Below are 22,795 nucleotides of genomic sequence, written 5' to 3' on the forward strand. Positions count from 1 at the left end.
ATGAATATTTTAGAAGCGGCAAAAATTAATAAAAGCTACGGCAATAAGTTCAATAAGCAGGAAGTGTTAAAGGCGCTTGATATTAGCATTGCAAAGGGTGAATTCGTTAGTATCATGGGAGCATCCGGTTCCGGTAAAACTACCTTGCTCAACGTGCTTTCCTCGATTGATACTGTCAGTCATGGAACGATTAAAATCGATGGAAAAGAAATCACCAGGATGAGGGAAAAGCAGCTGGCGGAATTCCGCAAGCATCATTTGGGGTTTATTTTTCAAGAATATAATTTATTGGATACCTTGACCGTCAAAGAAAATATTTTGCTGCCGTTATCGATTAACAACGTTTCAAAGAAGGCAGCGGAGCAAAAATTTACCGAGGTTGCAACGGAACTGGGCATTTTGGAGATCAAGGACAAATATCCGAATGAAATCTCCGGAGGCCAGAAACAGCGGACCTCGGCTGCTCGGGCTTTTATCCATGAACCAAGCATTATTTTCGCCGATGAGCCAACCGGGGCACTGGATTCCAAATCAGCCTCGGACTTGCTTAACAAACTGAGCCAATTAAATAAAAAGCTCAATGCTACGATTGTCATGGTAACACACGATCCAGTGGCCGCAAGCTTCAGCAGCAGAGTCATTTTCATCAAAGACGGGCAAATCTACACCCAGTTAAATAAGGGTGACCAATCACGGCAGGCATTCTTCAAGGATGTCATGAAAACGCAAGGTGTATTGGGTGGGGTGAACCAGTATGAGCATTAATCAACTCATCCTACGCAATCTGAAAAAGAATCTTAAAAATTACTTTCTTTATGTATTTGCGTTAATTTTCAGTGTCGCCCTGTATTTCGCCTTTGTCACACTGCAGTTTGACCCGGCGATGGAAGAAGCGAAGGATTCGATTAAAGGGGCGGCGGCACTTAAGGCCGGAGCGGTTATGCTAGTGGCCATCGTCTCCATTTTCTTGCTCTATGCCAACAATATTTTTATCAAGCGGCGCGGCAAGGAAATTGGTTTATTTCAATTAATCGGCATGACAAAGTCCAAGATTTTCAGAATCTTGACGATCGAAAACTTTATTCTCTATTTTAGTTCTCTCATAATCGGGATCTTTATTGGGTTTTCCGCCTCAAAACTATTGGTGATGATTTTATTTAAAGTAACCAACGTTGATGCTGTCGCGACACTACATTTTTCTGAGCAGGCGCTGACTCGGACGCTGATTGTGTTTGGTGTCATCTACTTGCTGATCATGCTGATGAACTATGTATTTATTAAAAGGCAAAGTATTTTGGCCTTGTTCAGGGTCATCTCCTCCACGGAGGGGAAAGTGAAGAAAATCTCCGTCTTCGAGATCATTATTGGAATCGTTGGACTGATTTTAATCGGAACCGGCTACTACATTTCATCAAAGTTATTTAGCGGTGATTTCATGACAATGACAGAGCTGTTCCTGGCGATGGCGGGGATTCTGGCGTCTGTCATTATCGGAACCTATTTATTTTATAAAGGGTCAGTTAGCTTTATTTTCCATTTGATTCGGAAAAAGAAGGACGGTTACCTGAATATTAACCAGGTCCTCTCTCTTTCGTCGATTATGTTCAGGATGAAATCAAATGCTTTATTATTAACAGTCATTACCACAGTGTCTGCATTGGCAATCGGGTTATTGTCGTTAGCCTATATTTCCTACTATTCTGCTGAAAAAACAGCGCTTAATTATGTGGCGGCGGATTTCGCGTTTACCAATCCCGAAGAGGCTGAGCAATTCACCGACAAATTAACAGCAAATGGAATTGAGTATCGTGAAAAAAGAATGGATGTAGTCCAGATTGAAGCGAATCTGAAACATATTATGGATGCAAATATGGATGGATTGATGATGGACCCAACCAAAATGCAGCTTGCGGTTGTAAGCGACCAGGTCGTTAAAAATATTGATGTTGAGCCAGGCGAAACGGTTTTTACCGGCTATAATGATTTACTGCAAAAGTTTATGACGTTGAAGGATTCCGGAGACATAGAATTAAAAGGACAAACTGAAGTGATTCCGTTAACGTATTTAGGGCTGAATAAGGATTTTGTCGTATCCTGGTATTTCACCGGTGGCGGCTCGCCAACCGCCATTGTCGACCAGACGGTTTTCGAGCGATTACGGAATAATCTCAATCCGGAAATTCAGCGGGAATCCTCCCTATATATCGGCATTAATTTAAAAAATGAAGCCCAACTGGAGAAAGCCAATACACTATTTACAGGAATGACGTTCAAAAATGAGCGTGCCAATGACTCCCGTCTGGAAATTAGCAACGTGCAGAAGCAAACCATGGGCATTGCCCTGTTTATCGTCGGCTTCCTCGGACTCACGTTCCTGATTACCTCCGGCTGCATCCTTTATTTCAAGCAGATGGGGGAAGGCGAAGAGGAAAAGCCAAACTACACAATTTTACGAAAGCTTGGCTTCACTCAGGGAGATTTATTAAAAGGCATTCGTGGAAAACAATTATTCAGTTTTGGCATTCCGCTAGTCGTGGGCTTATCCCACAGCTATTTTGCCGTCCAATCGGGCTGGTTCCTGTTCGGCGCCGAGGTCTGGACGCCGATGATCATCGTCATGCTGCTATATACAGCCCTGTACTCCAGCTTCGGATTCCTGTCCGTTGTTTATTATAAAAAGGTAATTAAAGAAGCGTTATAGAAAGACGGGTAGTGCTTGGCACTACCCGTTTTCTTAGTCCAATTATCGCATTTAAAATAAATAATTTTCCAATACTATTATAGATGCTAACTATGGAGGATTGAGAAAGCGATATGGAGGAGACACAAAAACGACTCGCTTTTAGTACATACAAACCGCTGATTCAAAAGCATGGGCAGTTTCTTAAATTTTGTATTGTCGGTGCGGTTAACACCACGATTTCACTGTTGGTATATACCTTCTTATTAAACCTTGGCTTGTACTATTTACTCGCAAGCATTATCGGCTATTGTGCCGGGTTATTAAATGGCTATATTTTAAGTTCCTCATTTGTGTTTCAACAAAATCGTAATAGGAACCAAGCAATTAAATTTACCCTTGTTAACGCCTCCTCCCTGTTCATAAATTTGGTGGTCCTCTACCTTCTTGTCGATGTTTTTGGAGTTTCCAAGCTCCTTGCTCAAGTGCTCGTCATGTTCTTTAATGTCGTCTACAATTTTTTCTTAAACAAATGGTGGACATTTAAATGACTTCAGGAAAAGCAGGGAAGGGTTCTGTGCTTCGAAGCAGAGGACCGTCCCCTGGATTGATATGATTATTTTGTTACCATGACGATGATTGCGGTCACTAACCCCATATGACTATTTTTCCTTAAGATAACGATAGATGGAAAAATGAAAGGGGAACAATCATGCAAACTCAATTAAAGGAAAAGAAAAAACGGCCAATCTGGAAGAAAATCGCCTTTGGCCTCATCAGCTTTATTCTTGCCATTACAATTCTTGGTGCTTCATTCGAAGCGATTGCCGGCTACCAAGTGGTTAAAAACAATCCACCTGAGGGTAAGCTTGTCGATGTTGGGGGATTTAAGCTTCATCTCCATAAACAAGGAAAAGGCGGCCCAACTATCATTTTGGAAACTGGCAGCGGAGCCTCCAGCACGAGCTGGCTTGATATACCTGAAGAACTTTCTAAATTCGGTACAGTTGTTACCTATGACCGGGGAGGCTATGGCTGGAGCGAAAAGGCTGACGCGGAACGCACCGGTGAAAATATTGTCCGTGAATTATATAAGGCTTTGAAAAAAGAAAAAATTGAAGGTCCCTATATCCTTGTCGGACACTCTCTTGGCGGGATGTATGCCCGATTATTTGCCCAAACCTACCAGGACGAAGTCGGCGGGGTAGTCTTGCTCGATGCTAGAACAGAGGATTATTCAAAGGAAACCGATCCCATTTTGCTAGATGCTGGGGTTGACCCAATTTTAATGGGTTCTTCTACGAAGAATGTAATGGCCTTACTAAAGAATCTGGGAATTATTCGATTAATGGGTGATTCAATTCTTAAGGAAATTCCAAAGGAATTACGGGAAGTAGCATTAAACGTGGAGTTTCGCCCGAAATATTTTGCTGCTAAAGAAGATGAGCTTCGAAACATGACTCAATTAGAAGATAGCATTCGAAACAAGTCTCTTGAGGACATTCCATTAAAAGTGGTCACCCATGGTATCCCAATAGATGGAACGGTAATCGGAATCTCCGAGGCAGACAGCAACAAGATGGAAGATATCTGGCAGGAACAACAAAAACAAATGCTGACACTATCTACAAACAGTGAATTAATCGTGGCCGAAAACAGCGGGCATGCTGTCATGCATGATGAACCAGATCTAGTGATTGAAACTGTCAAATCTATGATCAACCGCTAATAAACCTATAAACAGGAAGAGCAAATCCGACCGAATTTGCTCTTCTCTTACCTATTTGGTTATGGCGATAGGGTAATCGATTGCATGTGGCTGTTTTGTAATGCCTGATGGGTCTCTGCTCCAAAAAACGCATTTGCCTTAGACTCTATTTCTGTTAAAATCAGGTCATTTTCCCTAAGTGTTTTACGGATGTGCTCAACAATCTTGAGCGCCTCAGTCCCTGTGATTTGCTTGGCAACTCTTTCAAGGAGTACCTTTGTATCAACTGAAAATCTCCTTGCGAAGCTATGACACCTGACAATATTATGCTGCAGAAATTCGGAGTATTCAGGAGTAAAAGCCCTGCGGATACAGCCCCTCATTCCCGCATATCCGTATGATACCTCTGATGCAGCGCGATAAAACAAAATCATACCGTCGGCACGGCTTGATTCCGGATGCAGCCTGAGTTCTGTAATGTATGAAACCAATCGTTTGACCACTACTGTCCCTTGTTCTGTAGCTTCCCACCATTCTAATAATCGCTGTTTTTCTGCTTCACTTATTTGAACGTTTTGCGGCATTCCATCCCCTCCCTACAAACGTGGAATAGCTTGAACATTTTGAACGCGTTTAAGAATCACATCCCATTCCGATCCAAAAAAATCCATGCCATATCGGATCGCTTCGTAAATTTTTCCAGAAATCTGCCTGTTGAGTTGGCGGCTTTGTTCTATTAAATAGTAGGTATCTGGGCCTGCCTCTTGCGCCACCAGTTCAAAATTCGGGTTCAATTGTTTTTCGCTGATTCTTAATGTATCGAGGTCAAAGACAAGCATTTCCTTCCAAAGAGGGATTGGTTCATTTTCGCGGAGCCGCTTAATTGTACCTCTGACTGCATCAAATCCGTAGCCAACATCAGCGACTGAAGCATGATATGGATTAAGACCCGGTGCGTTCCGCAACGATGGAATCACCCTGAAGCCAGTAGTAATCGAGCAAGCAACTTCCTTTGCAGCCATACCCTTGGCCATTGCATCGTCTATCGCACCAAGATAACCATGTTGGTCAATCCCCATAGAAAGTCCCTCCCTTTATAACGAATTATATATATACCTTCAAGGTAAAATATTCGTTCCCATACTGTCCTTGTGATTCATTTTTTAATTTCATCAGAAGGGAAAAAAGAAGGTTTTGTGGAATCTGTACATTAGGTAAAAAATACTATTTTTTACCATACTATTTATTTATAATAGATTTATTCTATGAACAAAGGGAGAATGTTAATGTCTCAATCGAACCTGCAACAGCCAATATGGGCCTGGATTGTCCTTATTGGCGGTGGATTATTTTTGCTTTCAGCTTTTCCTGGCATATTTTTTATATTATTTATGTCATTTTGGAAAGCAAATGAATTGAGTTTTTTCACGATTATCTATATGACCATTGCCCTTTGTATTCTTGTAGTTACTCTTTGGGGAATGAAGCGGGCATATGGAGCGATTCAACATTATAATCGTGAAAAAAAGAGCTTTTTGAATGAATATTTCAAGGATATAGACCCACTGGAATTATCTAAGACCACCACTGTCCAAAAGAAGAAGCCCATTTGGCCATGGATTGCCCTTGCTCCTGGTGCATTACTATTAATTGGCTCAGGCCCGGGTGTATTGATGCTTCCAATTGCCCCGCTATTCTTGGCAGGAATGTCCACCGATTCCGGCACTACTCCGGAGTATGTACCACTTCTAATTCTTGTGGTCGGCTACGGACTAATGATTGGCTATATCATCCTGGTTGTAAAAGCGATCAAAGCACTTCGAGCAAAATAATCACTATTGAAAAGCCCTTCGGCTCTAACATGAGCTGAAGGGCTTTTTTTCTTCATTGTTTACTATTATTCTAGAACTCTTCCATTCATCATACTTGTTTTCCAACAACGGCAGTATGACTAGCTTTCTGTTGCTGATTGCGCAGCTTAAAATAGCCAAGGGTCGATACTACAATGGCCCCCAACGTATCGACAATCATATCCTCCATCGTGTCGGCAACCGCGTCCCGCCCAATTAACACCGTCCCATCGGCAGTGATAAATTTTTGCATATTGGTGCCAAGCAGACCGTCTGCAGCAAATTCATAAATCTCCCAGACAGCACCGCAGGCCAGTGCGAAACAAAACGCAAATAATGCCACAAAAAACGGGCTTAATTGGATTTTTATTTTTTCCGTATCATTAAAATATTGGACAATAACAAAGCCCAGTGCCCCTAACATTCCCGCGCTAAAGCAATGGAGAATCAGGTCCCAATAGGGGATTCTAAAATAGAAATTGCGAACCTCCCCAAGGTAGATGGCACAAAATAAAAAGATAAAATAAATAATTTCCATGATGTCGGGGATATCGATGCGAAACCGCTGCTCCACCTTTGACGGCAGGAAAATAATAATACTGCCGAAGACACATTGCAAAATCATCAGCACATAATCGCTTTTTACCCGTTCATATTCATTTTCGGAAGGCTCTGATGGGGCATTGAAAAACATATAAATGGCATAAACGATTGAAATAATCAATAAAGCCAAGACAATTCTAAAAATCCAGGTCTTTCGTTTAGGGTACTTTTTCTCTACCAAAGTTTCTCCCCCTTTTATTCTATGGGCGGTAACTGTAACTATTATTATATCTTTTACGTCAAAGAATTGAAAAAAGATTCACAAACATCCCAAAATCTAAAACTTCACTATTTTAATAAAATTTGAAGAAAAATAATTGACATCTGTTTGTCATGATATTGTAAATTCCAGTTAAATATTCGTGATAATTTAAGAATAATAAGGTAAACTAAATCAAGAGTTTCATATAAAGATTTTATTAAGCGGTAGACAATTCTACCGAGGATAGCAGGCAGTCGGGGGTAAGGATTTATGAGCAGTACAAAGAAAAAACCAGTTGAAGAAATAGGAAAATCACGGGTGAAGTCAAAGCAAAAGTCCAAAGGCTGGAAGATGGCCGTAATCGCCAGTATCACAGTTCTTGCACTCATCGTTGCCGGAATCAGTTATTATCAGGCAACCCGATTCAACTCGCAGGTTACGATAAATGCAATAAAAGTGGGTGGGCTGACTGCTGATCAAACCGTTAAAAAGTTAAAAACAGCCTCATTAAAAAACAGGGTCTTTGTCGGGGAGCAGCAAATCCTGGATGAAGAAGATACAAAGTTGGGCTTTACCGAAAAGGATTTGCCTGAAGTGAAGAAATTGCTGAAAAACCAGTGGACTTTTTTCCCTTCTTTCAAGAAAAAAGATTATCAGCTGATTCCAGATGAGGCAGGCCAGTATCGCACTCAGACAATGAAAAAGCTTGTTGAAGAAAAGCTTCTGTCCATGAATGAAACATTGAAAGCACCAGTCGATGCTTTTGTTAAGCTCGAACAGGGTAAAATATCCATCTCCAAAAGCATGGATGGGGAACAATTTGATGTTGCCAGCCTTTTGAAGGATTACGACAAGCAGTATTATAAAAGCGATATTCGTATAGAGCCTGTATACCTACAGCCTATCAGAGAAGACAGCGAAATAGTAAAGAACGAAGAGAAAAAGCTCAAGGAACTTCTTGGCCAATCGATTGAATACAAGGTACAGGATCAAGTTCATTCTTTAAAAGCCAGTGAGCTAATCAAAAGTGCCACTGTATCAAAGGATTTACAGATTGCCATAGACCCTAGTGATATTAAAAGCAAAATTACTGAAATCAATGATACCCAATCTACATTAAATAAAAATTTTACATTTAAGACCCATTCTGGCAAGGTCATAACTGTCAAAGGTCAAGGCTATGGCTGGGCTTTGGACGTAAAAAAAGAAACGGCAATGGTTCAGAAGGCTTTTGAAACGGGAGAGACATCGGTTTCTGCTGCGAACATCATCGGTAAAGGCTGGAAAGGTGAAGGCTATGGGTATGAAACAACCGCGAACAATGGCATTGGCAACACATATGCGGAAGTATCGATTGCCGAACAGCGGATATGGATTTATAAAGACGGAAAATTGGCCGCCACTACCAATGTGGTCACCGGCAAACATAGTACCGGAAAGGATACGTCACCTGGCGTTTGGTATGTCCTTTATAAACGGCAACAATACACGCTAACTGGCGATACAGCAGGCACACCTTATGCAATCAAGGTCAATTACTGGGTGCCGTTTACCAACAGCGGCCAAGGGTTCCACGATGCCAGCTGGCGGACAAACTGGGCAAGCAACGCCTATCTCAATGCCGGTTCAAACGGTTGCGTCAACGTGCAACCTAACTTTATGAAAGCTGTGTATGACAACCTTAGCACGTACGACCCGGTCATTGTTTACTAACGAAGAACAATAGGGATGATTGTAGCGGCACAAAAGTCGCCACAATCATCCCTGTTTTTTTGTTTCACGTGGAACTCCCAAAATAACTTTCTCTTGCAAACGGAAGGTGTATAATAAAACTAGAATAACTTGAAGCTTTTAACGCTCTTACATCATAAATTGTTTATGATTGTTTGGGCGATTTTTTTTTATAGAAAAGGAGGAAACCGGAATGCAATTATCTAATCTTAGCTGGGCATTGATAGCCCCGTTACTTGTCATTCAGCTAATCTTGATTATTGTCGCGTTAATTGACCTTTCGAAAGCTGAACAGACAAACGGACCAAAATGGATGTGGGTGCTCATCATCCTTTTCATTAATATCCTTGGGCCGATTTTGTATTTCATCCTGGGCAAAAAACAGACATAACCACATTTTGTAAAGGGGGAGGTTAAAAAGATGAAGATCATGGAAGTAACCTCATTAACCAAGTCGTTCGGCAAGCTAACAGCCGTTAACGACTTATCGTTTTCAATTGAAGCAGGCCGCTGCGTCGCGCTGCTGGGTCCGAATGGAGCAGGAAAGACGACGACACTGGAGATGCTTGCCGGTCTGCTTGCGCCAACTAGCGGAAGGATTGCCTTTCTCGGAACTGAACAAGCCGATTATCGGGCTCATATCGGCTATTTGCCGCAGCAACCGGTGTTTTTTCCATGGATGAATGCCCTTGAATTCCTCATCTTTATGGGCGAGCTTTCGGGAATGTCCAAAACAGCGGTAATCAAGCGAGCCGATGAACTCCTAGAGCTTGTGGGAATTGCCGATGCCAAAAAACGCAAAATTGGCGGCTTTTCCGGTGGTATGAAGCAGCGTCTCGGAATTGCCCAAGCCCTGATTCATGAGCCAAAGCTACTGATGCTGGATGAACCGGTCTCTGCGCTCGACCCAGTAGGACGCCGAGAAATTCTCGAGATGATGAAAATGCTGAAGGAAAAAATGACCATTCTGTTCTCAACCCATATTCTCCATGACGCCGAAGAGGTTTGCGACGATGTGATTATGATCAACAAGGGTGAACTCGCCATCACCGGATCGCTTCAGGAACTGCGCCGCAACCACCAGCAGGACGTGATCATTATTTCCGCCGATGAAGATTTAGAGGCATGGTCCCGGACCATTGGAACGTGGGATGTCGTCTCTAAAATCGATGCCGTGAAAGGCACGGTTACGATCTTCGTGAACGATGTATCACAGGCAAGAAATGCGCTAATCGCGGAAATGGCTGCGAAAAAACTGCCAGTAACGGAATTTACTGTCGGGCAAACATCGCTTGAAGACTTATTCATGAAGGTGGTGGGGAAATGAGCAAGTGGTTCGTATTATTTCGCAAAGAATGGATGGAAATGACCCGCAATTATAAAATAATCTGGATTCCGCTCACCTTCATGTTATTGGGACTCATGCAGCCGGTGACAAGCTACTACATGCCAGAAATCATGAAAAATGCCACCAACCTGCCGAAAGGGGCCGTTATAAAAATCCCGCTGCCATCAAGCGGCGAAGTGCTCGCCCAAACCCTCGGCCAGCTTAACCAGATGGGCATCCTCATCCTTGTTCTCGCCTTTATGGGTATTGTGTCTACGGAACGGAGAAGCGGCATGATCAAAGCGATTCTGGTAAAGCCAGTACACTATATGTCCTATATTACGGCTAAATGGCTGAGTGCGATTCTCCTTAGTCTCATGGCGGTCTTCCTTGGTATGCTGGCTGCCTGGTATTATACGAATCTATTGATTGGCGACTTTGCATTTGTAAAACTGATTCAAGGAACAGGCCTTTATTTCTACTGGATTTTATTTATCGTCACGGTTACTGTTTTTCTGAGCAGTCAATTGAAAAGCAGCGGGCTGGTAGCCGCATTTGCCCTATTATTAAGCATAATCCTCTCCCTGCTAACATCGCTTCTAGAAAAATGGATGGAATGGAGCCCGGCTATGCTGACTAGTGCCGCTTCAGAATCTTTTACAAACGGAAAAGTGGAAGGTCCGCTTTACCTTCCGCTGACGGTGACCGTGGTGCTGGTATTCATCCTCCTTTACCTGGCGGCTTCTCGGGCTAGCTTTCGAAAAATAAAATAACACCCATAAAAAATTCGCTCAGGGATTACCCTGAGCGAATCATTTTCTTCAAACAAACTGATTATGCCCTTTTTCTTTTATTCATGTATAAGATAGCAGCTCCAATAATCAAAATAATCGAGCCGACTAGCAGAATATTGTAGGCTTGTCCTGCTGTATTAGGCAAATGTTCCCCGTTTGACGATTGTTTGCTGTTGTCGATAGCATTCTTTGCTGGCGCGGTCACATCCTTGCCATTATTAGCATCTGTCGGTTTTGCTTCTGGTTGTTCACCTTCTGGTTTATTCGGAATGTCCTCTTTATTCACTAGTGAAACTGTGGCGCTTGGACCAAAACCGCTCCATCTATAGCTTTTCAATTCTTGAAGGCCATTAGGAATAACATCGGAAAGTCTTTCCCTGATTGTATATTTAGTTCCTTGTCCGACTGCTTCAACTTTAAAGGTATAGGCTTTGCCTTTTTCTAATCCAGTCACAGTATAGGTAGTATCCTTAGTTGTCATTGAATCATTTATTGGTGTAAATTTAGTGCCATCCGGCATAATCGGCTGTCCATTTACATAAATCCGGTAACCAATTACGTCTTGATTAATTGCAGTCGCTTTATTCCAGGAAAGAATTACACTAGTTCCATCATTTCCAACCTCGGCTGTTAAATCACCTTTAAATGATGGTGCCCCAATAGGATATGGAACTTGCGTCTGAATTTCTACAGAACTGCTGTATGGTGCTATATTGCCTGCAATGTCTACGGCCTCCACAGTAACTTGATACTTTGTACCAGGTTCTAGCTGTGTTAACGTATATTTGTTTGTTGTGGCGAATCCATTTAATTTTCCGTTTGCATACACATTATATCCCGCAATGCCTGTCTCATCACTTGCTGCCTCCCAGGTGACAGACCCCCAGGTAAATCCCGGATAGACAATTTCAACGCTCTTGCCACTGAAAGTATCACTGGCTGGAATCGTGGTTGTTGCTTGTTTAATTTGTGTATTCTGCGGAAGAACCGGCGCTGTTGTATCTGCTTCACCCAAAGTTTTCACTTTCAGTTCAGGCCCATTGGAAGTACGGTTTCCTGTTTCATCCGCAGCCTCGACTTTAAAGGTATATTCGGTTGCCGGCGTTAATCCAGTTACAGTAAAAGTTGTTTCTCCTGTTGTCGTCGTATAATCAGAACTGACTTTTTCACCATTTTTATAGACTGTGTAGCCTTTTACACCCTTATTATCCAAGGCTGGATCCCATGTTAATGTTATACTTTTTCCATCATCGGAGGATTGTGCTTGGACGCTGGAACCGACAGGCCAAATTGGTTTCTGGGCTGCATCCTCGGATACAACGCTAGAAGTTGTCGTGCCTTCAAACTGAATACCAGTCGAATTTGTGATTCTCCAAGGATCTCCGCTGTTATCTTTAACATTCGTAAAGACAACATTGTTAAATTTGAAATCTTTTGCGTAATTCAGGTTTGCTGAAAATACATTATCAAATTTTACATTCGTAAAAGTAATATTTTCGTGGTAAACTTCCCCTACATCACTATTGCCTTTTACCAATATTGCTTGCTTTTTGCTGCCACCTTGATTGCGAACAGTGACATTTTTGATTTCCATATCTTTAAAATGGGAAATTTCCTTTGCCGGTTCATACGAAATGGCCGCATTTGGGTCACTATAATCTGATGTAAATACAAATGGGGCATCCCCATCAATACCTTCTAAGGCATTGTCTCTAAAAAGGACATTTTTTGCTCCGCCGCCCATTGGTGTGTTTGTTTTAGCCCGTAAGCCAACATCCGTTTTATACATGATGTTATCCTCAACGACAAAATCCTGGAACCAACTTCCGGTATGGCTTCCTGTTACAACACCGCCATGGCCTTCTCGTATATAGTTGTCAAAAATCCACGCTTTTCCTGTTGGCTCCTCGCCAGCGGCAGCCTGTCCCATACCCGCAGCAAAGTTAATCGCGTCATCACCAGTATCAACGAAGTTGTTGAAAACCATTATATTTTGCGAGTCGCCAAATTCAAATCCGTCAGCATTATTTCCATCGTAAGTAGTAGCGACCGTACCATTTACAACAATGTTTTTACTATGAAGATTGACAATGCCGTGGAAGGCAGGATTCAGTTGCGTGATCCCTTCATAGTACATACCATCCACACCGCGCACCGTAATCAAATTGGAACGAGTGGAATAGGCGGACTTGGCATTCATGCCTTTCTGCTGGGAGGCATAGGATTGGATTGCTCCCAAAATTCCATATGTTTTATCAGAAGCGAGGTTTAATGGGCTCATCTGCCCATTTTCAACTTTTACTCCACCTGTTACTAAAGAGTTGCTGCCTGCTAGTAAACGTGGAAGTTGATTTCCTAACTCGTCAATTGTCTTGTTTGCAGGGTCTTCTTTCCATCCGTTACCATCAATAATCCCTTTTCCAACAATCCTAATATTTTTAAGACTGCCATAATCATATGTATGGGCATTGATTAATGAATAGGAACGCTCATCGGTCGAATAATCATATACCCAGAAATTTCCGCTATAATCATTAGCATCTAATGACGCCTGCAAATGGCCGTCCACTTGCAATGTCATATCCGATTTAAGCCAAATTTCTCCTGAAATAAATTTGCCTTCAGGGATTAACACTTTGGAGCCAGCTGTGGCCGCATCGATGGCAGCTTGAATTGCTTCCGTATCTTTTACATTATCATCAGCTTTTGCTCCAAAATCGACAATGTTAAACACCTCTGGCTCCATTGTCGTTTTTGCCGTTATTTTATTGGAAGGTTGAGATTCTACCCCGGCCGCGGTTACCGAGGTTACGTAAAATTCATAGGATGTATCCGGTTTTAAATTCTTGACCTTGAAATTGTGAATTAAAATTTTTGTATGGAAATTGTCTTTATCAATATTTTTATAAAAATTATCAATATAAGCTTTGGCAGGACCGCTGTTATCCTTTAGTGCACTGCCAATTTTTTCGCCATCCATATAAATATTGAAATCTGCAATATTACTATACTCTTTAGGCTTTTCCCAAACTAATGTAATGCTGTTTTCATCATAAGCTAATCTCGGAACCTGCAGATTTACAGGAGCTGCAACCGAGCCGGAGGATGCTGCATTCGCAAACGAAACCACTCCGAAATTGCCAGTTGCCATAAAGAAGACAAGAACTAGTGCTACAACCTTAATCCATTTCTTCAACTCTTATCCCACCTTAATTTTTTTAGGTCCTACGGCCAAACCAGTTTTTTATTTTGCCACACCACCTCCTTTATAATTGTTAACGTTTTCATTTTTAAAATCATTTTGCAAAATGCCGAAAGAATTGGCTGTGGGGCTTTCCAGATAGTCAGGTTATTAGCAGCTGGAAAGCCCTCTCTTTTTAAAATTTATACTTTTTAATATTAAACCAGTTTATGAGTATACCAAGTCTTCCCTTTAAATCTCCACGAGAAAATCAGTCCGCGGACACCCCATTCAATCACCATCGCCGTCCAAATGCCGATGATGCCAAATCCAAGAGTAATTCCCAAAATATAGCCGAGAACAACCCGCACAAGCCACATCGACAGCAGCGAGGCAACCGAGGTAAAGGTTGAATCTCCCGCAGCGCGCAACGCCGATGGCATGATGAAACTATGCGGCCACAAAATCGGCTGAGCAAATGCTGAAATTAGCACAAGTATGAACACGGTCCTGGCAATTTCATCGGGCGGGCTGAACATTTTTATCAATAACGGATATAACGGAACAATAATTGCACCGAAAACGATAAACAGGAGCGAGGAAAGCCCCGCCATTGATTTGGTGAATTTCCTGGCATCAGCGATATTTCTGTGCCCGATGCATTGGCCCACAATGGTGATCGCTGCGATGGTCAAGGCATTAGGCCCAATCTGAAATAGTAGAATGAAAGAATTGCCGATGGCATAGGACGTCAATGCGAACGTCCCCAATTGAACAATAAATGTCTGGGTTAACAGTTTCCCGCCGCTGAAAAACATCTGTTCCGCGGCAAACGGAAGGCCGATAAACATGATTTTTTTTATAATCGAAAAATCAATTTGCAAAGCCTTCTTAAATTGAAAGTGGATTGTCTCATTGTACTTTATGATATAAATCAAAGAAGCCGCCATACCAACGATTCTGGAAAGAAGAATCGAAATCACCAGACCCAGAACACCCATTTTTAAAATCAGGATGAACAATACATTTAAAGCTGTGTTCGTCAGATTCAAAATGATCGATAATTTTAAAGTAGGTTTCGTATCGCCAATTCCGCGCAGTGCGCCGCATACCGCTTGAAAGATTCCCATGAATGGGTAGGACAGGCAACTGCCGATTAGATAGAGTTTCGCATTACGGAAGACGTCCTCATCCGCTTTGCCAAACAGAATCTGTAAGGCTTGGGTGTGAAAAACAATGACAAGTGCGCCAATCAGGACTGAAAATAGCAATACAGCAGAAATAGCCTGTATTGCTGTTTTGCTCGCCATCTTCATGTTCCCGGCCCCCGTATATTGGGCCACGATCACGGTGCCGCCAGTGGCTACAGCGATAAACACATTAACGAGGAAAATATTTAAGGAATCTACCATACTAACGGCACTGACTGCAGCAACACCGGCCGAACTCACCATCGCCGTGTTTAAAAAGCTCATCAGAACAAGAAAAGCCTGGTCAACGATGATGGGAATCATAATGGCAATCATTTCTTTGAAATGAATTGTTTCCCCGGATAAATATTTATCAAGCAGCGGAACCGTCTTCCTCGTCAGTTTCATTTTAAAATTTTCCACTGAACACACTTCTTTATAAATTTTATATTCGACTACAACAGCTTACCTACAAGTTACTAATAATCTCACAAATTGCGAAACCAGAACTATTTTGAAACAACCGCATTTTTGAAAACAACCAATGGGTCACTCGTGCGGGCATGCTTGGCCCGGCAGCCAGTAATCTCAATATCCTCTCCATTTTCGACGATGAATGCAGGGCCTTCATGATTAGAAATCGTTACTTGATTAAACACGATATCCCTAACATTACTACAGAAAAATCCTCGCTGTTTCATCGGTTCAAGCTCTGCCATCATCGCTGGCAGTCCCGGTTCGGCATCATCAGCCATATGAACGGATACCCGGTCAAACGTAATATCCTCGACATACCTTTCAGCCAATCCGTATAAAAATCCGGCAGCTGCACTCACTTCACGAGCAGTAATATTGGAAAAATGAATTCGGCGGAATGCAGGTGTTTCCTCTGTAATCGGGTAAGGATTTTTATCCCAAACATATTTGTCATTTCCACGTGGTCCCCAATAATAATAGAGGTTGGCAATAAACGGGCAAATAACGCTCTTCATCACAATATTGGTCACCCGGACATCCTCAATAACCCCGCCGCGGCCGCGTCTTGACTTAAAGCGGATGCCTCGGTCGGTTCCTTCAAACACACAATTGCTGACTGTTACATTACGGATATCCCCGCTCATCTCACTGCCAAACACAACACCGCCATGGCCGTGGATCATCGTACAATTAGTAATCGTTATATTCTCACACGGAACCCGTTCGGCAGTATCCTCTGTACCTGCTTTGATGGCAATGCAATCATCGCCAACATCGATATGGCAGTTGGAAATTCGGATGTTTTGGCAAGATTCCGGGTCAATGCCATCCGTATTTGGAGAATCGGCCGGATTCACTATGCTGATACCATCAATTGTGACATCTTCACAGCAAATCGGATTGACCGTCCAGCTAGGCGAGTTGACCATTTTCACACCAGAAATAAGAACATGTTTGCAACCGTCAAAGCTTACCAGCTTTGGTCTTGGATATTCATTTTTCTCCTGCCAATACAAATCCCACCAAAATTGGCCGTTTCCGTCCAATGTACCGCGCCCGGTTACAGAAACATTTTCTGCATTTTCCGCATAAACACAGGAGGCATAAACCTGCCGTTTCACACCTTCCCAGCGTGATTCCACAACAGGATATTCCGTCACCTCGTTACTGAACATTAGAGTGGCACCTGCGTCCAAATAGAGATTGATATTACTTTTTAAAATAATCGCCCCTGTAAGAAAAGTGCCTGAGGGTACATATACAGTACCGCCGCCTTGCGCTGAGCAGGTATCAATCGCTTTTGATATGGCTGAAGTATTCAAGGTCTTTCCGTCATTTATGGCTCCAAAATCCCTAATATTATAGAGGCTGGAGGCTGCAGTCAGTTCCATGGTTTTCCTCCCGGTTTATGATTTTCCCTTCCTAACTACGTACTGGTTTAACGGGCAGCAGCATTACTGCCCGTCAGCTATAAGCCTATAGGGTGACTCCGGTTTTAAAAATCGCAATCTCCCTAAAGTCATTTTTCTCGTTATTGACAAGTTCACCGCTTGCAACTTTGATGATATAATCAATAAACTCTCGTAAAACAAACTCGGACTCCTTCTCAAGCAATACTCCGGCATTAAAGTCAATCCAATGCGGTTTTGTCTCATACAGCGGCGTATTGGTTGAAATCTTCATGGTTGGCACGAATGACCCGAATGGCGTTCCGCGGCCTGTTGTAAACAGCACCAATTGACAGCCTGCCGCTGCCAACGCGGAAGAGGCGATCAAATCGTTACCAGGAGCACTTAGTAGGTTAAGCCCTTTTTCCTGCAGGCGGTCACCGTATTTAAGAACATCGGTTACCGTGGAGGTGCCTGCTTTTTGTGTACAGCCAAGCGATTTATCTTCTAATGTAGTAATCCCGCCGGCTTTGTTCCCTGGCGATGGATTTTCATAAACAGGCTGTTTGTTTTCAATGAAGTATTCCTTGAAGTCATTAATTAAATGAACCGTTTTTTCAAAGATTTCATTATTGGCTGCCCGCTCCATAAGAATCGTTTCAGCACCAAACATTTCCGGCACTTCCGTTAAAACGGTTGTTCCGCCTTGAGCGACAAGGAAATCAGAGAATCTGCCCAGTAGCGGGTTGGCAGTAATTCCTGAGAAGCCGTCAGAACCGCCACATTTTAAACCAACTTTTAATTCTGATAATGGCACTGTTTCACGCTTATCATGTTTTGCAGCTTCATAGATTTCTTTTAAAAGCTCGACCCCTGCTTCAATTTCATTGGTCACTTCTTGAGAAACAAGAAACTTTACGCGCTCTTCGTCATATTCACCCAAGCTTTCCTTGAACTCATACAGATTATTGTTCTCGCAGCCAAGCCCCATTACCAGAACGCCGCCGGCATTCGGATGATGGACAGCGTCACGCAAAATTTTGCGGGTATTCTCATGGTCATCTCCTAATTGGGAGCAGCCAAGATTATGCTTCAGTACAAGGACGCTTTCAAACGGAGTGATATCGCCAACTTCCTTTTCAAACAGCTTAAGCATGCGCTCGGCCATGCCATTGACACAGCCCACTGTCGGCACAATCCAAAGCTCATTGCGGATACCGACCTCGCCGTTTTTCCGGCGATAGCCCTCGAAGGTTAAGTTTTCCAGTTTATATGGGTTGGAATTAAGTTTTTGATTAAATTGGTACTCTTTGATTCCATCTAAATTTGTTTTCGTATTATGGGTATGAACATGTTCCCCAGCGGATATTTCCGTAATAGCATGGCCGATTGGATAGCCATATTTGATGACATATTCATTGACCGCAATTGGCCTAAGCGCTATCTTATGGCCTTTGGCTACATCCTGCTTTAGTTCAATCGATTTCTCTTTTACCGTAATGACATGGCCAGCCGGTAAATCCTTCAGTGCAACAACGACATTGTCAGTATCATTAATTTGTGTAAAGTCCAACATGGTCCTTCTCTCCCCTAGTTCGCAGTTTTTTGCCCTAAAACAGCTTTCACCGCTTGTTGCATGCCCTTAGTCAAAATTTCAAAAAGATCGTTCGTAACAGCTGCCGTTAATCCCGATATTTCGTTTAAATCAGTCTCCCAATTTTTCTTGTATCCCAATACGTTCTTTACAATGGCTTCAACACTGGCATTCGTTCCATCGTACTTGCTCCATTGCTCAGCAAATAATTCAAGAATATCCTGGTCATCCGCAAGTTTAATATCCTCATCGCCACGCTTACCTTTATAAAAGGCGATTAATGCTGCCAGCGAGAACACAAGCTTTCTTGGCAATTCTTGTTTGCGGTTGATGTACTCAAGCAGGGATGGCAAGTCTCTTGTTTTGAATTTGGACATCGAGTTTAAAGAAATGCTCATTAAAAAGTGTTGAATGAACGGATTTCTAAATCTTTCTACTACTGCATCGGCAAAGGAGTTTAATTCATCTAGAGGCAGGTCCAGTGTTGGAATAATTTCCTCGTAAACCAATTCCTTGATAAACTCTCCCACCACTTCATGGTCAACAGCTTGGGCCACAGTATCCAAACCATATAAGTAAGATACAGGCGTCATCGCGGTATGGGCACCGTTTAGGATCCGAACCTTTCTTGTCCTGTAAGGAGTCATATCATCTACAAATAGGGTGTTTAGCCCTGCTTTATGGGCTGGAAACTCTTCGCGAATCCATTGTGGTCCTTCGATTACCCATAAATGAAACTGCTCGCCGACAACGACAAGATCATCTTTATAGCCAAGTTCAGCAGTAATTTCATCAATGTTATCCCGCGGGAAGCCAGGGACAATCCGATCAACCAGGCTACAGCAGAACGTGTTTGCTTCTTCAAGCCATTGAACAAACTCTTCACCAAGATTCCACAATTCGGCGTATTGAAGGACAATTTGCTTTAGCTTTTCACCATTGCGGTCGATCAGCTCACACGGAACGATAATAAAGCCTTTTTCCTTATCCCCGTTAAAAACTTGATACCGTTGATAGAGGAATGCTGCCAATTTTCCTGGGTAGCTGCTTTGCGGGCGGTCCTCCAGACGGTCGTTTTCATCGAAGGCAATACCGGCTTCTGTTGTATTGGAAAAAATAAACCTTAGTTCTGGATTGGCGGCCAGCTCCAAGTACTGGTCGTACTGAGTAAAAAGATTTAAGCCCCGGCTAATGCTGGTAATAGCGGTATGCTCCCGGACGGCTTTTCCGTCTTTCATTCCTTGCAGGAAGAGCGTGTAAAGTCCATCCTGCTCATTTAGCTTTTCAACCATGCCTTGGCCGAGCGGCTGGACAACAACAACACTGCCATTAAAATCAGCTTCCTTGTTTAAAACATCAATTTGCCAATCCACAAATGCCCTCAGGAAATTTCCTTCCCCAAATTGCAGCACTTTTTCCGGAAAGCGTGGGGCATCTTTGACTAAATTTCTCGTTAATTTTTCCATATCTAATCCCTCCAAAATGTTATGCACACGTTAACAAAATGATGTGTGCCAGTCAATTGACCAGCAGTATTTTTACAATAATGGTTTAACAGACTTTCGGATCACCAGTTCCGTTTCAACAAAGATTTTTTCGCCGTTCGTTTCACTAGGGTCGTCTGAGCTCATCATCTGCAAAATTTTGTTGGCTCCTAAGGTACTGATTTTTTCAATTGGTCTTTTGACAGTAGTAAGCGATGGATTCGTGTAACGGGCAAATTCAATGTCGTCAAAGCCGACAATAGAAATATCGTCCGGTACATTGACGCCGCGCGCGAACGCCGCATTGATCGCGCCAATGGCCATGTCGTCATTGGAGCAAAAAACCGCTGTCGGCGGCTGATCAAGTGAAAGCAGTCGTTCCATCGCCCGATATCCGCTTTCCATATCATAATTACCTTGAATGATGTATTCAGTTTTAATCGGTATATTAGAATCAATCAGGGCTTTTAAGTATCCTTCTCTCCGCTCCATCGATGATTTAAATCCAGTAATCCCTTCCACTAGCCCAATATTGCGATGACCTTTTTGCAGCACATGCTTGACGGCCTGCGTGGATCCTTCCCGATCATTGGAGAGAATATTGATGATCGACGGGTCGCCTATATCGCGGTTTAATACGACACAAGGAATCTGTTTTTCTTTAAGGTAGGCAATAAAGTCATTATCCTCTTCACTTTGACTCATTAAAATAATGCCATCGAACCGTTTGTTGTGAATCGTTGAATAATCCCGAATGTCATCAATTCCTCTGACAAACAAGTTATAGTCCTGGTTAATAATTTGATTAACCCCTTTGACGGTTTCAACAAAAAAGCTTGATGATGTACCGTGGGTAATACTTGTCAGAAACAGCCCTATTGTATAAGACCGTTGGGTCACCAGGCTTTTGGCATTATAATTCGGTGTATAGTTAAGCTGAGAGGCTATCTCAAGGATCTTCTTTTTTGTCCCCGGTTTAATCAGCGGGCTGTCATTCAATGCCCGTGACACGGTTGTATGGGAAACATTTGCGATTTTGGCAATGTCTTTAATCGTAACCATGTTTTCACCCTTTATCTAGTAGCTTTCCAATTATTTTACCATAATGGGAAAAATAGAACTTCATAGCCCCTCAGCCGCTCTCTGCTCTTTAATGGACAGCCAGTTCCTTTTCTTGAAACTGAAAGTACTCTTTTGCATTGTGATAGGAAATGCCCTGAACCACTTTGCCCAAAAAGTCAAGATCATTCGGCACTTCTCCGTTTTCCACCCATTCGCCAATTAACGAGCAAACGAGTCTTCTGAAGTATTCATGTCTTGTATAAGACAGGAAACTCCGCGAATCTGTCAGCATTCCGATAAAGCGGGTGAACAATCCAAGGTTGGAGAGAGCTTGCATTTGCTCGAGCATGCCGGATTTATTATCGTTAAACCACCATGCCGTACCAAACTGGATTTTCCCCGGAATGCCGTTGCCCTGGAACGAACCGATCACCGCTGCAATCACAGTATTGTCACTTGGGTTCAATGAATAAATAATGGTTCTGGGCAGGCCGCTTTCCTCTTCAATTCCATCTAGTAACCTGACAAGCGGTTTGGCAATTTGATCATCATTAATCGAGTCATATCCTGTGTCCGGACCAAGTTGCTTAAACCTTCTGGTGTTGTTATTGCGCAGTGCATTTATATGCAGCTGCATCGCCCATCCCAATTCGGAATATAAGCCGCCAAGGAATTTCAGTGTATAGGTTTTGTACTTTTTCTCGTCTTCAAGGGATACCTTATTACCCTTTAGGGCTTCAGCAAAAATAGCCGCAGCTTCTTCTTTCGTTGTTTCGGCAAACATCATCGTATCGATGGCATGGTCAGACACTCTGCCGCCCACTGAATGGAAGAAACGGACCCGTGCTTCAAGCGCTTGCAAAAACTGCTCATAAGCTGTGATTTCCATGCCTGATACCTCTTGCAGCTTCTGTACCCATTCACGGTAGCCGTCACGATTGATTTCAAGGCCCTTATCCGGACGGAAACTTGGCAATACTTGAACATCAAAATCGCCATCTTGCTTTAATTTTAAGTGATATTCCAGATTGTCGATCGGATCATCGGTTGTGCAAACGACTTCCACGTTTGATTTCTTAATTAAATCTCTTGCTCCAAAGCCTTCACTGTTCAGAGACGCATTGACTTTCTCCCAAATTTGCGGTGCGCTATTTTCGTTCAAAATGTCATCAATTCCGAAGAAACGCTGCAGCTCCAAGTGTGTCCAGTTATATAAAGGATTTCCGATTGTCATCGGGACCGTTCTTGCCCACGCCAGGAATTTATCATAGTCATCGGCACTGCCTGTTATATATTCTTCATCAATGCCATTAGCCCGCATCGCCCGCCATTTATAATGGTCGCCATATAACCAGATCTCGGTGATATTTTTGAAGGTTTTGTTTTCATAGATCTCTTTTGGACTTAAGTGGCAATGATAGTCGATAATCGGCATATCCTTTGCGTAATCGTGGTAAAGACGGATGGCCGTTTCATTGTTCAAAAGGAAATTCTCATCCATGAACTTCTTCATTAGTAAAGCAC

Annotated in this window: 19 protein-coding genes; 9 read left to right on the forward strand and 10 right to left on the reverse strand. The window is 42.7% G+C overall.

What is annotated here, in order from left to right:
- From AR334_RS11855 to AR334_RS11870, 4 genes are all read left to right on the forward strand, one after another.
- A complete protein-coding gene (locus AR334_RS11855; RefSeq protein ID WP_066310437.1) occupies positions 1-765 on the forward strand; it encodes an ABC transporter ATP-binding protein in 765 nt (254 codons plus the stop codon).
- On the forward strand, positions 755-2,701 hold the full coding sequence (locus AR334_RS11860; RefSeq protein ID WP_066310439.1) for an FtsX-like permease family protein: 1,947 nt from the start codon (positions 755-757) through the stop codon (positions 2,699-2,701). Before AR334_RS11855 ends, AR334_RS11860 begins: the two co-directional genes overlap by 11 nt.
- Positions 2,702-2,814: 113 nt before the next feature.
- Positions 2,815-3,231: a GtrA family protein gene (locus AR334_RS11865; protein ID WP_082692910.1), complete on the forward strand. Its 417-nt coding sequence runs from the start codon at positions 2,815-2,817 to the stop codon at positions 3,229-3,231.
- A gap of 161 nt (positions 3,232-3,392) precedes the next feature.
- Positions 3,393-4,409 (forward strand): alpha/beta fold hydrolase, encoded by a 1,017-nt coding sequence (locus AR334_RS11870; protein ID WP_066310446.1) that lies wholly within the window; start codon positions 3,393-3,395, stop codon positions 4,407-4,409.
- A gap of 59 nt (positions 4,410-4,468) precedes the next feature.
- Here AR334_RS11870 and AR334_RS11875 read toward each other — a convergent pair whose 3' ends face one another.
- Positions 4,469-4,972: a hypothetical protein gene (locus tag AR334_RS11875; protein ID WP_066310448.1), complete on the reverse strand. Its 504-nt coding sequence runs from the start codon at positions 4,970-4,972 to the stop codon at positions 4,469-4,471.
- 12 nt (positions 4,973-4,984) lie between these two features.
- Positions 4,985-5,467, reverse strand: a complete 483-nt coding sequence (locus AR334_RS11880; RefSeq protein WP_066310456.1) for a hypothetical protein — start codon at positions 5,465-5,467, stop codon at positions 4,985-4,987.
- 207 nt (positions 5,468-5,674) lie between these two features.
- Here AR334_RS11880 and AR334_RS11885 point away from each other — a divergent pair, with 207 nt between their 5' ends.
- Entirely contained in the window at positions 5,675-6,220 is a 546-nt protein-coding gene (locus AR334_RS11885) for a hypothetical protein (RefSeq protein ID WP_066310458.1), read from the forward strand.
- 88 nt (positions 6,221-6,308) lie between these two features.
- On the opposite strand, the gene AR334_RS11890 is transcribed toward AR334_RS11885, so the two are convergent.
- A complete protein-coding gene (locus AR334_RS11890) occupies positions 6,309-7,022 on the reverse strand; it encodes a hypothetical protein (protein ID WP_082692911.1) in 714 nt (237 codons plus the stop codon).
- Positions 7,023-7,313: 291 nt separating this feature from the next.
- On the opposite strand from AR334_RS11890, the gene AR334_RS11895 reads away from it, so the two are divergent.
- The 4 genes from AR334_RS11895 to AR334_RS11910 all read left to right on the forward strand — a co-directional run bounded on the left by AR334_RS11895 (position 7,314) and on the right by AR334_RS11910 (position 10,874).
- Complete coding sequence (locus AR334_RS11895) at positions 7,314-8,756, forward strand: L,D-transpeptidase (protein ID WP_066310464.1); 1,443 nt, start codon at positions 7,314-7,316, stop codon at positions 8,754-8,756.
- 211 nt (positions 8,757-8,967) lie between these two features.
- Positions 8,968-9,165, forward strand: a complete 198-nt coding sequence (locus AR334_RS11900; RefSeq protein WP_066310466.1) for a PLD nuclease N-terminal domain-containing protein — start codon at positions 8,968-8,970, stop codon at positions 9,163-9,165.
- A gap of 30 nt (positions 9,166-9,195) precedes the next feature.
- Complete coding sequence (locus tag AR334_RS11905) at positions 9,196-10,101, forward strand: ABC transporter ATP-binding protein (RefSeq protein WP_066310471.1); 906 nt, start codon at positions 9,196-9,198, stop codon at positions 10,099-10,101.
- Positions 10,098-10,874, forward strand: coding sequence for an ABC transporter permease (locus tag AR334_RS11910; protein ID WP_066310480.1), 777 nt, complete (start codon positions 10,098-10,100; stop codon positions 10,872-10,874). The genes AR334_RS11905 and AR334_RS11910 overlap by 4 nt, the downstream gene beginning before the upstream one ends.
- 61 nt (positions 10,875-10,935) lie before the next feature.
- Here AR334_RS11910 and AR334_RS11915 read toward each other — a convergent pair whose 3' ends face one another.
- The 7 genes from AR334_RS11915 to uxaC form a co-directional block, all read right to left on the reverse strand.
- Positions 10,936-14,091, reverse strand: a complete 3,156-nt coding sequence (locus tag AR334_RS11915; RefSeq protein ID WP_066310483.1) for a fibronectin type III domain-containing protein — start codon at positions 14,089-14,091, stop codon at positions 10,936-10,938.
- A 203-nt stretch (positions 14,092-14,294) separates the two neighbouring features.
- Entirely contained in the window at positions 14,295-15,689 is a 1,395-nt protein-coding gene (locus AR334_RS11920; protein WP_066310484.1) for an MATE family efflux transporter, read from the reverse strand.
- 86 nt (positions 15,690-15,775) lie between these two features.
- The gene (locus AR334_RS11925) at positions 15,776-17,134 is read right to left on the reverse strand and encodes a glycoside hydrolase family 28 protein (RefSeq protein ID WP_066310489.1); all 1,359 of its coding nucleotides are present in this window, start codon (positions 17,132-17,134) and stop codon (positions 15,776-15,778) included.
- A gap of 85 nt (positions 17,135-17,219) precedes the next feature.
- Complete coding sequence (locus tag AR334_RS11930; RefSeq protein ID WP_066310491.1) at positions 17,220-18,707, reverse strand: UxaA family hydrolase; 1,488 nt, start codon at positions 18,705-18,707, stop codon at positions 17,220-17,222.
- A 14-nt stretch (positions 18,708-18,721) separates the two neighbouring features.
- A complete protein-coding gene (locus AR334_RS11935) occupies positions 18,722-20,191 on the reverse strand; it encodes a tagaturonate reductase (RefSeq protein WP_066310494.1) in 1,470 nt (489 codons plus the stop codon).
- A 72-nt stretch (positions 20,192-20,263) separates the two neighbouring features.
- Complete coding sequence (locus tag AR334_RS11940) at positions 20,264-21,271, reverse strand: LacI family DNA-binding transcriptional regulator (RefSeq protein WP_066310499.1); 1,008 nt, start codon at positions 21,269-21,271, stop codon at positions 20,264-20,266.
- A gap of 88 nt (positions 21,272-21,359) precedes the next feature.
- A complete protein-coding gene (gene uxaC / locus AR334_RS11945; protein WP_066310501.1) occupies positions 21,360-22,784 on the reverse strand; it encodes a glucuronate isomerase in 1,425 nt (474 codons plus the stop codon).
- Positions 22,785-22,795 lie beyond the last annotated feature (11 nt).

It is taken from the genome of Bacillus sp. FJAT-29814 (assembly GCF_001510715.1).
Lineage (GTDB): Bacteria > Bacillota > Bacilli > Bacillales > Cytobacillaceae > Neobacillus.

Bases quoted from the DNA above. Each gene is read 5' to 3' on its own strand.
- AR334_RS11895 (WP_066310464.1), top strand. From the start codon at position 7,314: ATGAGCAGTACAAAGAAAAAACCAGTTGAAGAAATAGGAAAATCACGG.
- AR334_RS11880 (WP_066310456.1), bottom strand. From the start codon at position 5,467: ATGGGGATTGACCAACATGGTTATCTTGGTGCGATAGACGATGCAATG.
- AR334_RS11910 (WP_066310480.1), top strand. From the start codon at position 10,098: ATGAGCAAGTGGTTCGTATTATTTCGCAAAGAATGGATGGAAATGACC.
- AR334_RS11885 (WP_066310458.1), top strand. From the start codon at position 5,675: ATGTCTCAATCGAACCTGCAACAGCCAATATGGGCCTGGATTGTCCTT.
- uxaC (WP_066310501.1), bottom strand. From the start codon at position 22,784: ATGAAGAAGTTCATGGATGAGAATTTCCTTTTGAACAATGAAACGGCC.
- AR334_RS11900 (WP_066310466.1), top strand. From the start codon at position 8,968: ATGCAATTATCTAATCTTAGCTGGGCATTGATAGCCCCGTTACTTGTC.
- AR334_RS11940 (WP_066310499.1), bottom strand. From the start codon at position 21,271: ATGGTTACGATTAAAGACATTGCCAAAATCGCAAATGTTTCCCATACA.
- AR334_RS11905 (WP_066310471.1), top strand. From the start codon at position 9,196: ATGAAGATCATGGAAGTAACCTCATTAACCAAGTCGTTCGGCAAGCTA.
- AR334_RS11865 (WP_082692910.1), top strand. From the start codon at position 2,815: ATGGAGGAGACACAAAAACGACTCGCTTTTAGTACATACAAACCGCTG.
- AR334_RS11855 (WP_066310437.1), top strand. From the start codon at position 1: ATGAATATTTTAGAAGCGGCAAAAATTAATAAAAGCTACGGCAATAAG.
- AR334_RS11935 (WP_066310494.1), bottom strand. From the start codon at position 20,191: ATGGAAAAATTAACGAGAAATTTAGTCAAAGATGCCCCACGCTTTCCG.
- AR334_RS11860 (WP_066310439.1), top strand. From the start codon at position 755: ATGAGCATTAATCAACTCATCCTACGCAATCTGAAAAAGAATCTTAAA.
- AR334_RS11925 (WP_066310489.1), bottom strand. From the start codon at position 17,134: ATGGAACTGACTGCAGCCTCCAGCCTCTATAATATTAGGGATTTTGGA.
- AR334_RS11930 (WP_066310491.1), bottom strand. From the start codon at position 18,707: ATGTTGGACTTTACACAAATTAATGATACTGACAATGTCGTTGTTGCA.
- AR334_RS11870 (WP_066310446.1), top strand. From the start codon at position 3,393: ATGCAAACTCAATTAAAGGAAAAGAAAAAACGGCCAATCTGGAAGAAA.
- AR334_RS11875 (WP_066310448.1), bottom strand. From the start codon at position 4,972: ATGCCGCAAAACGTTCAAATAAGTGAAGCAGAAAAACAGCGATTATTA.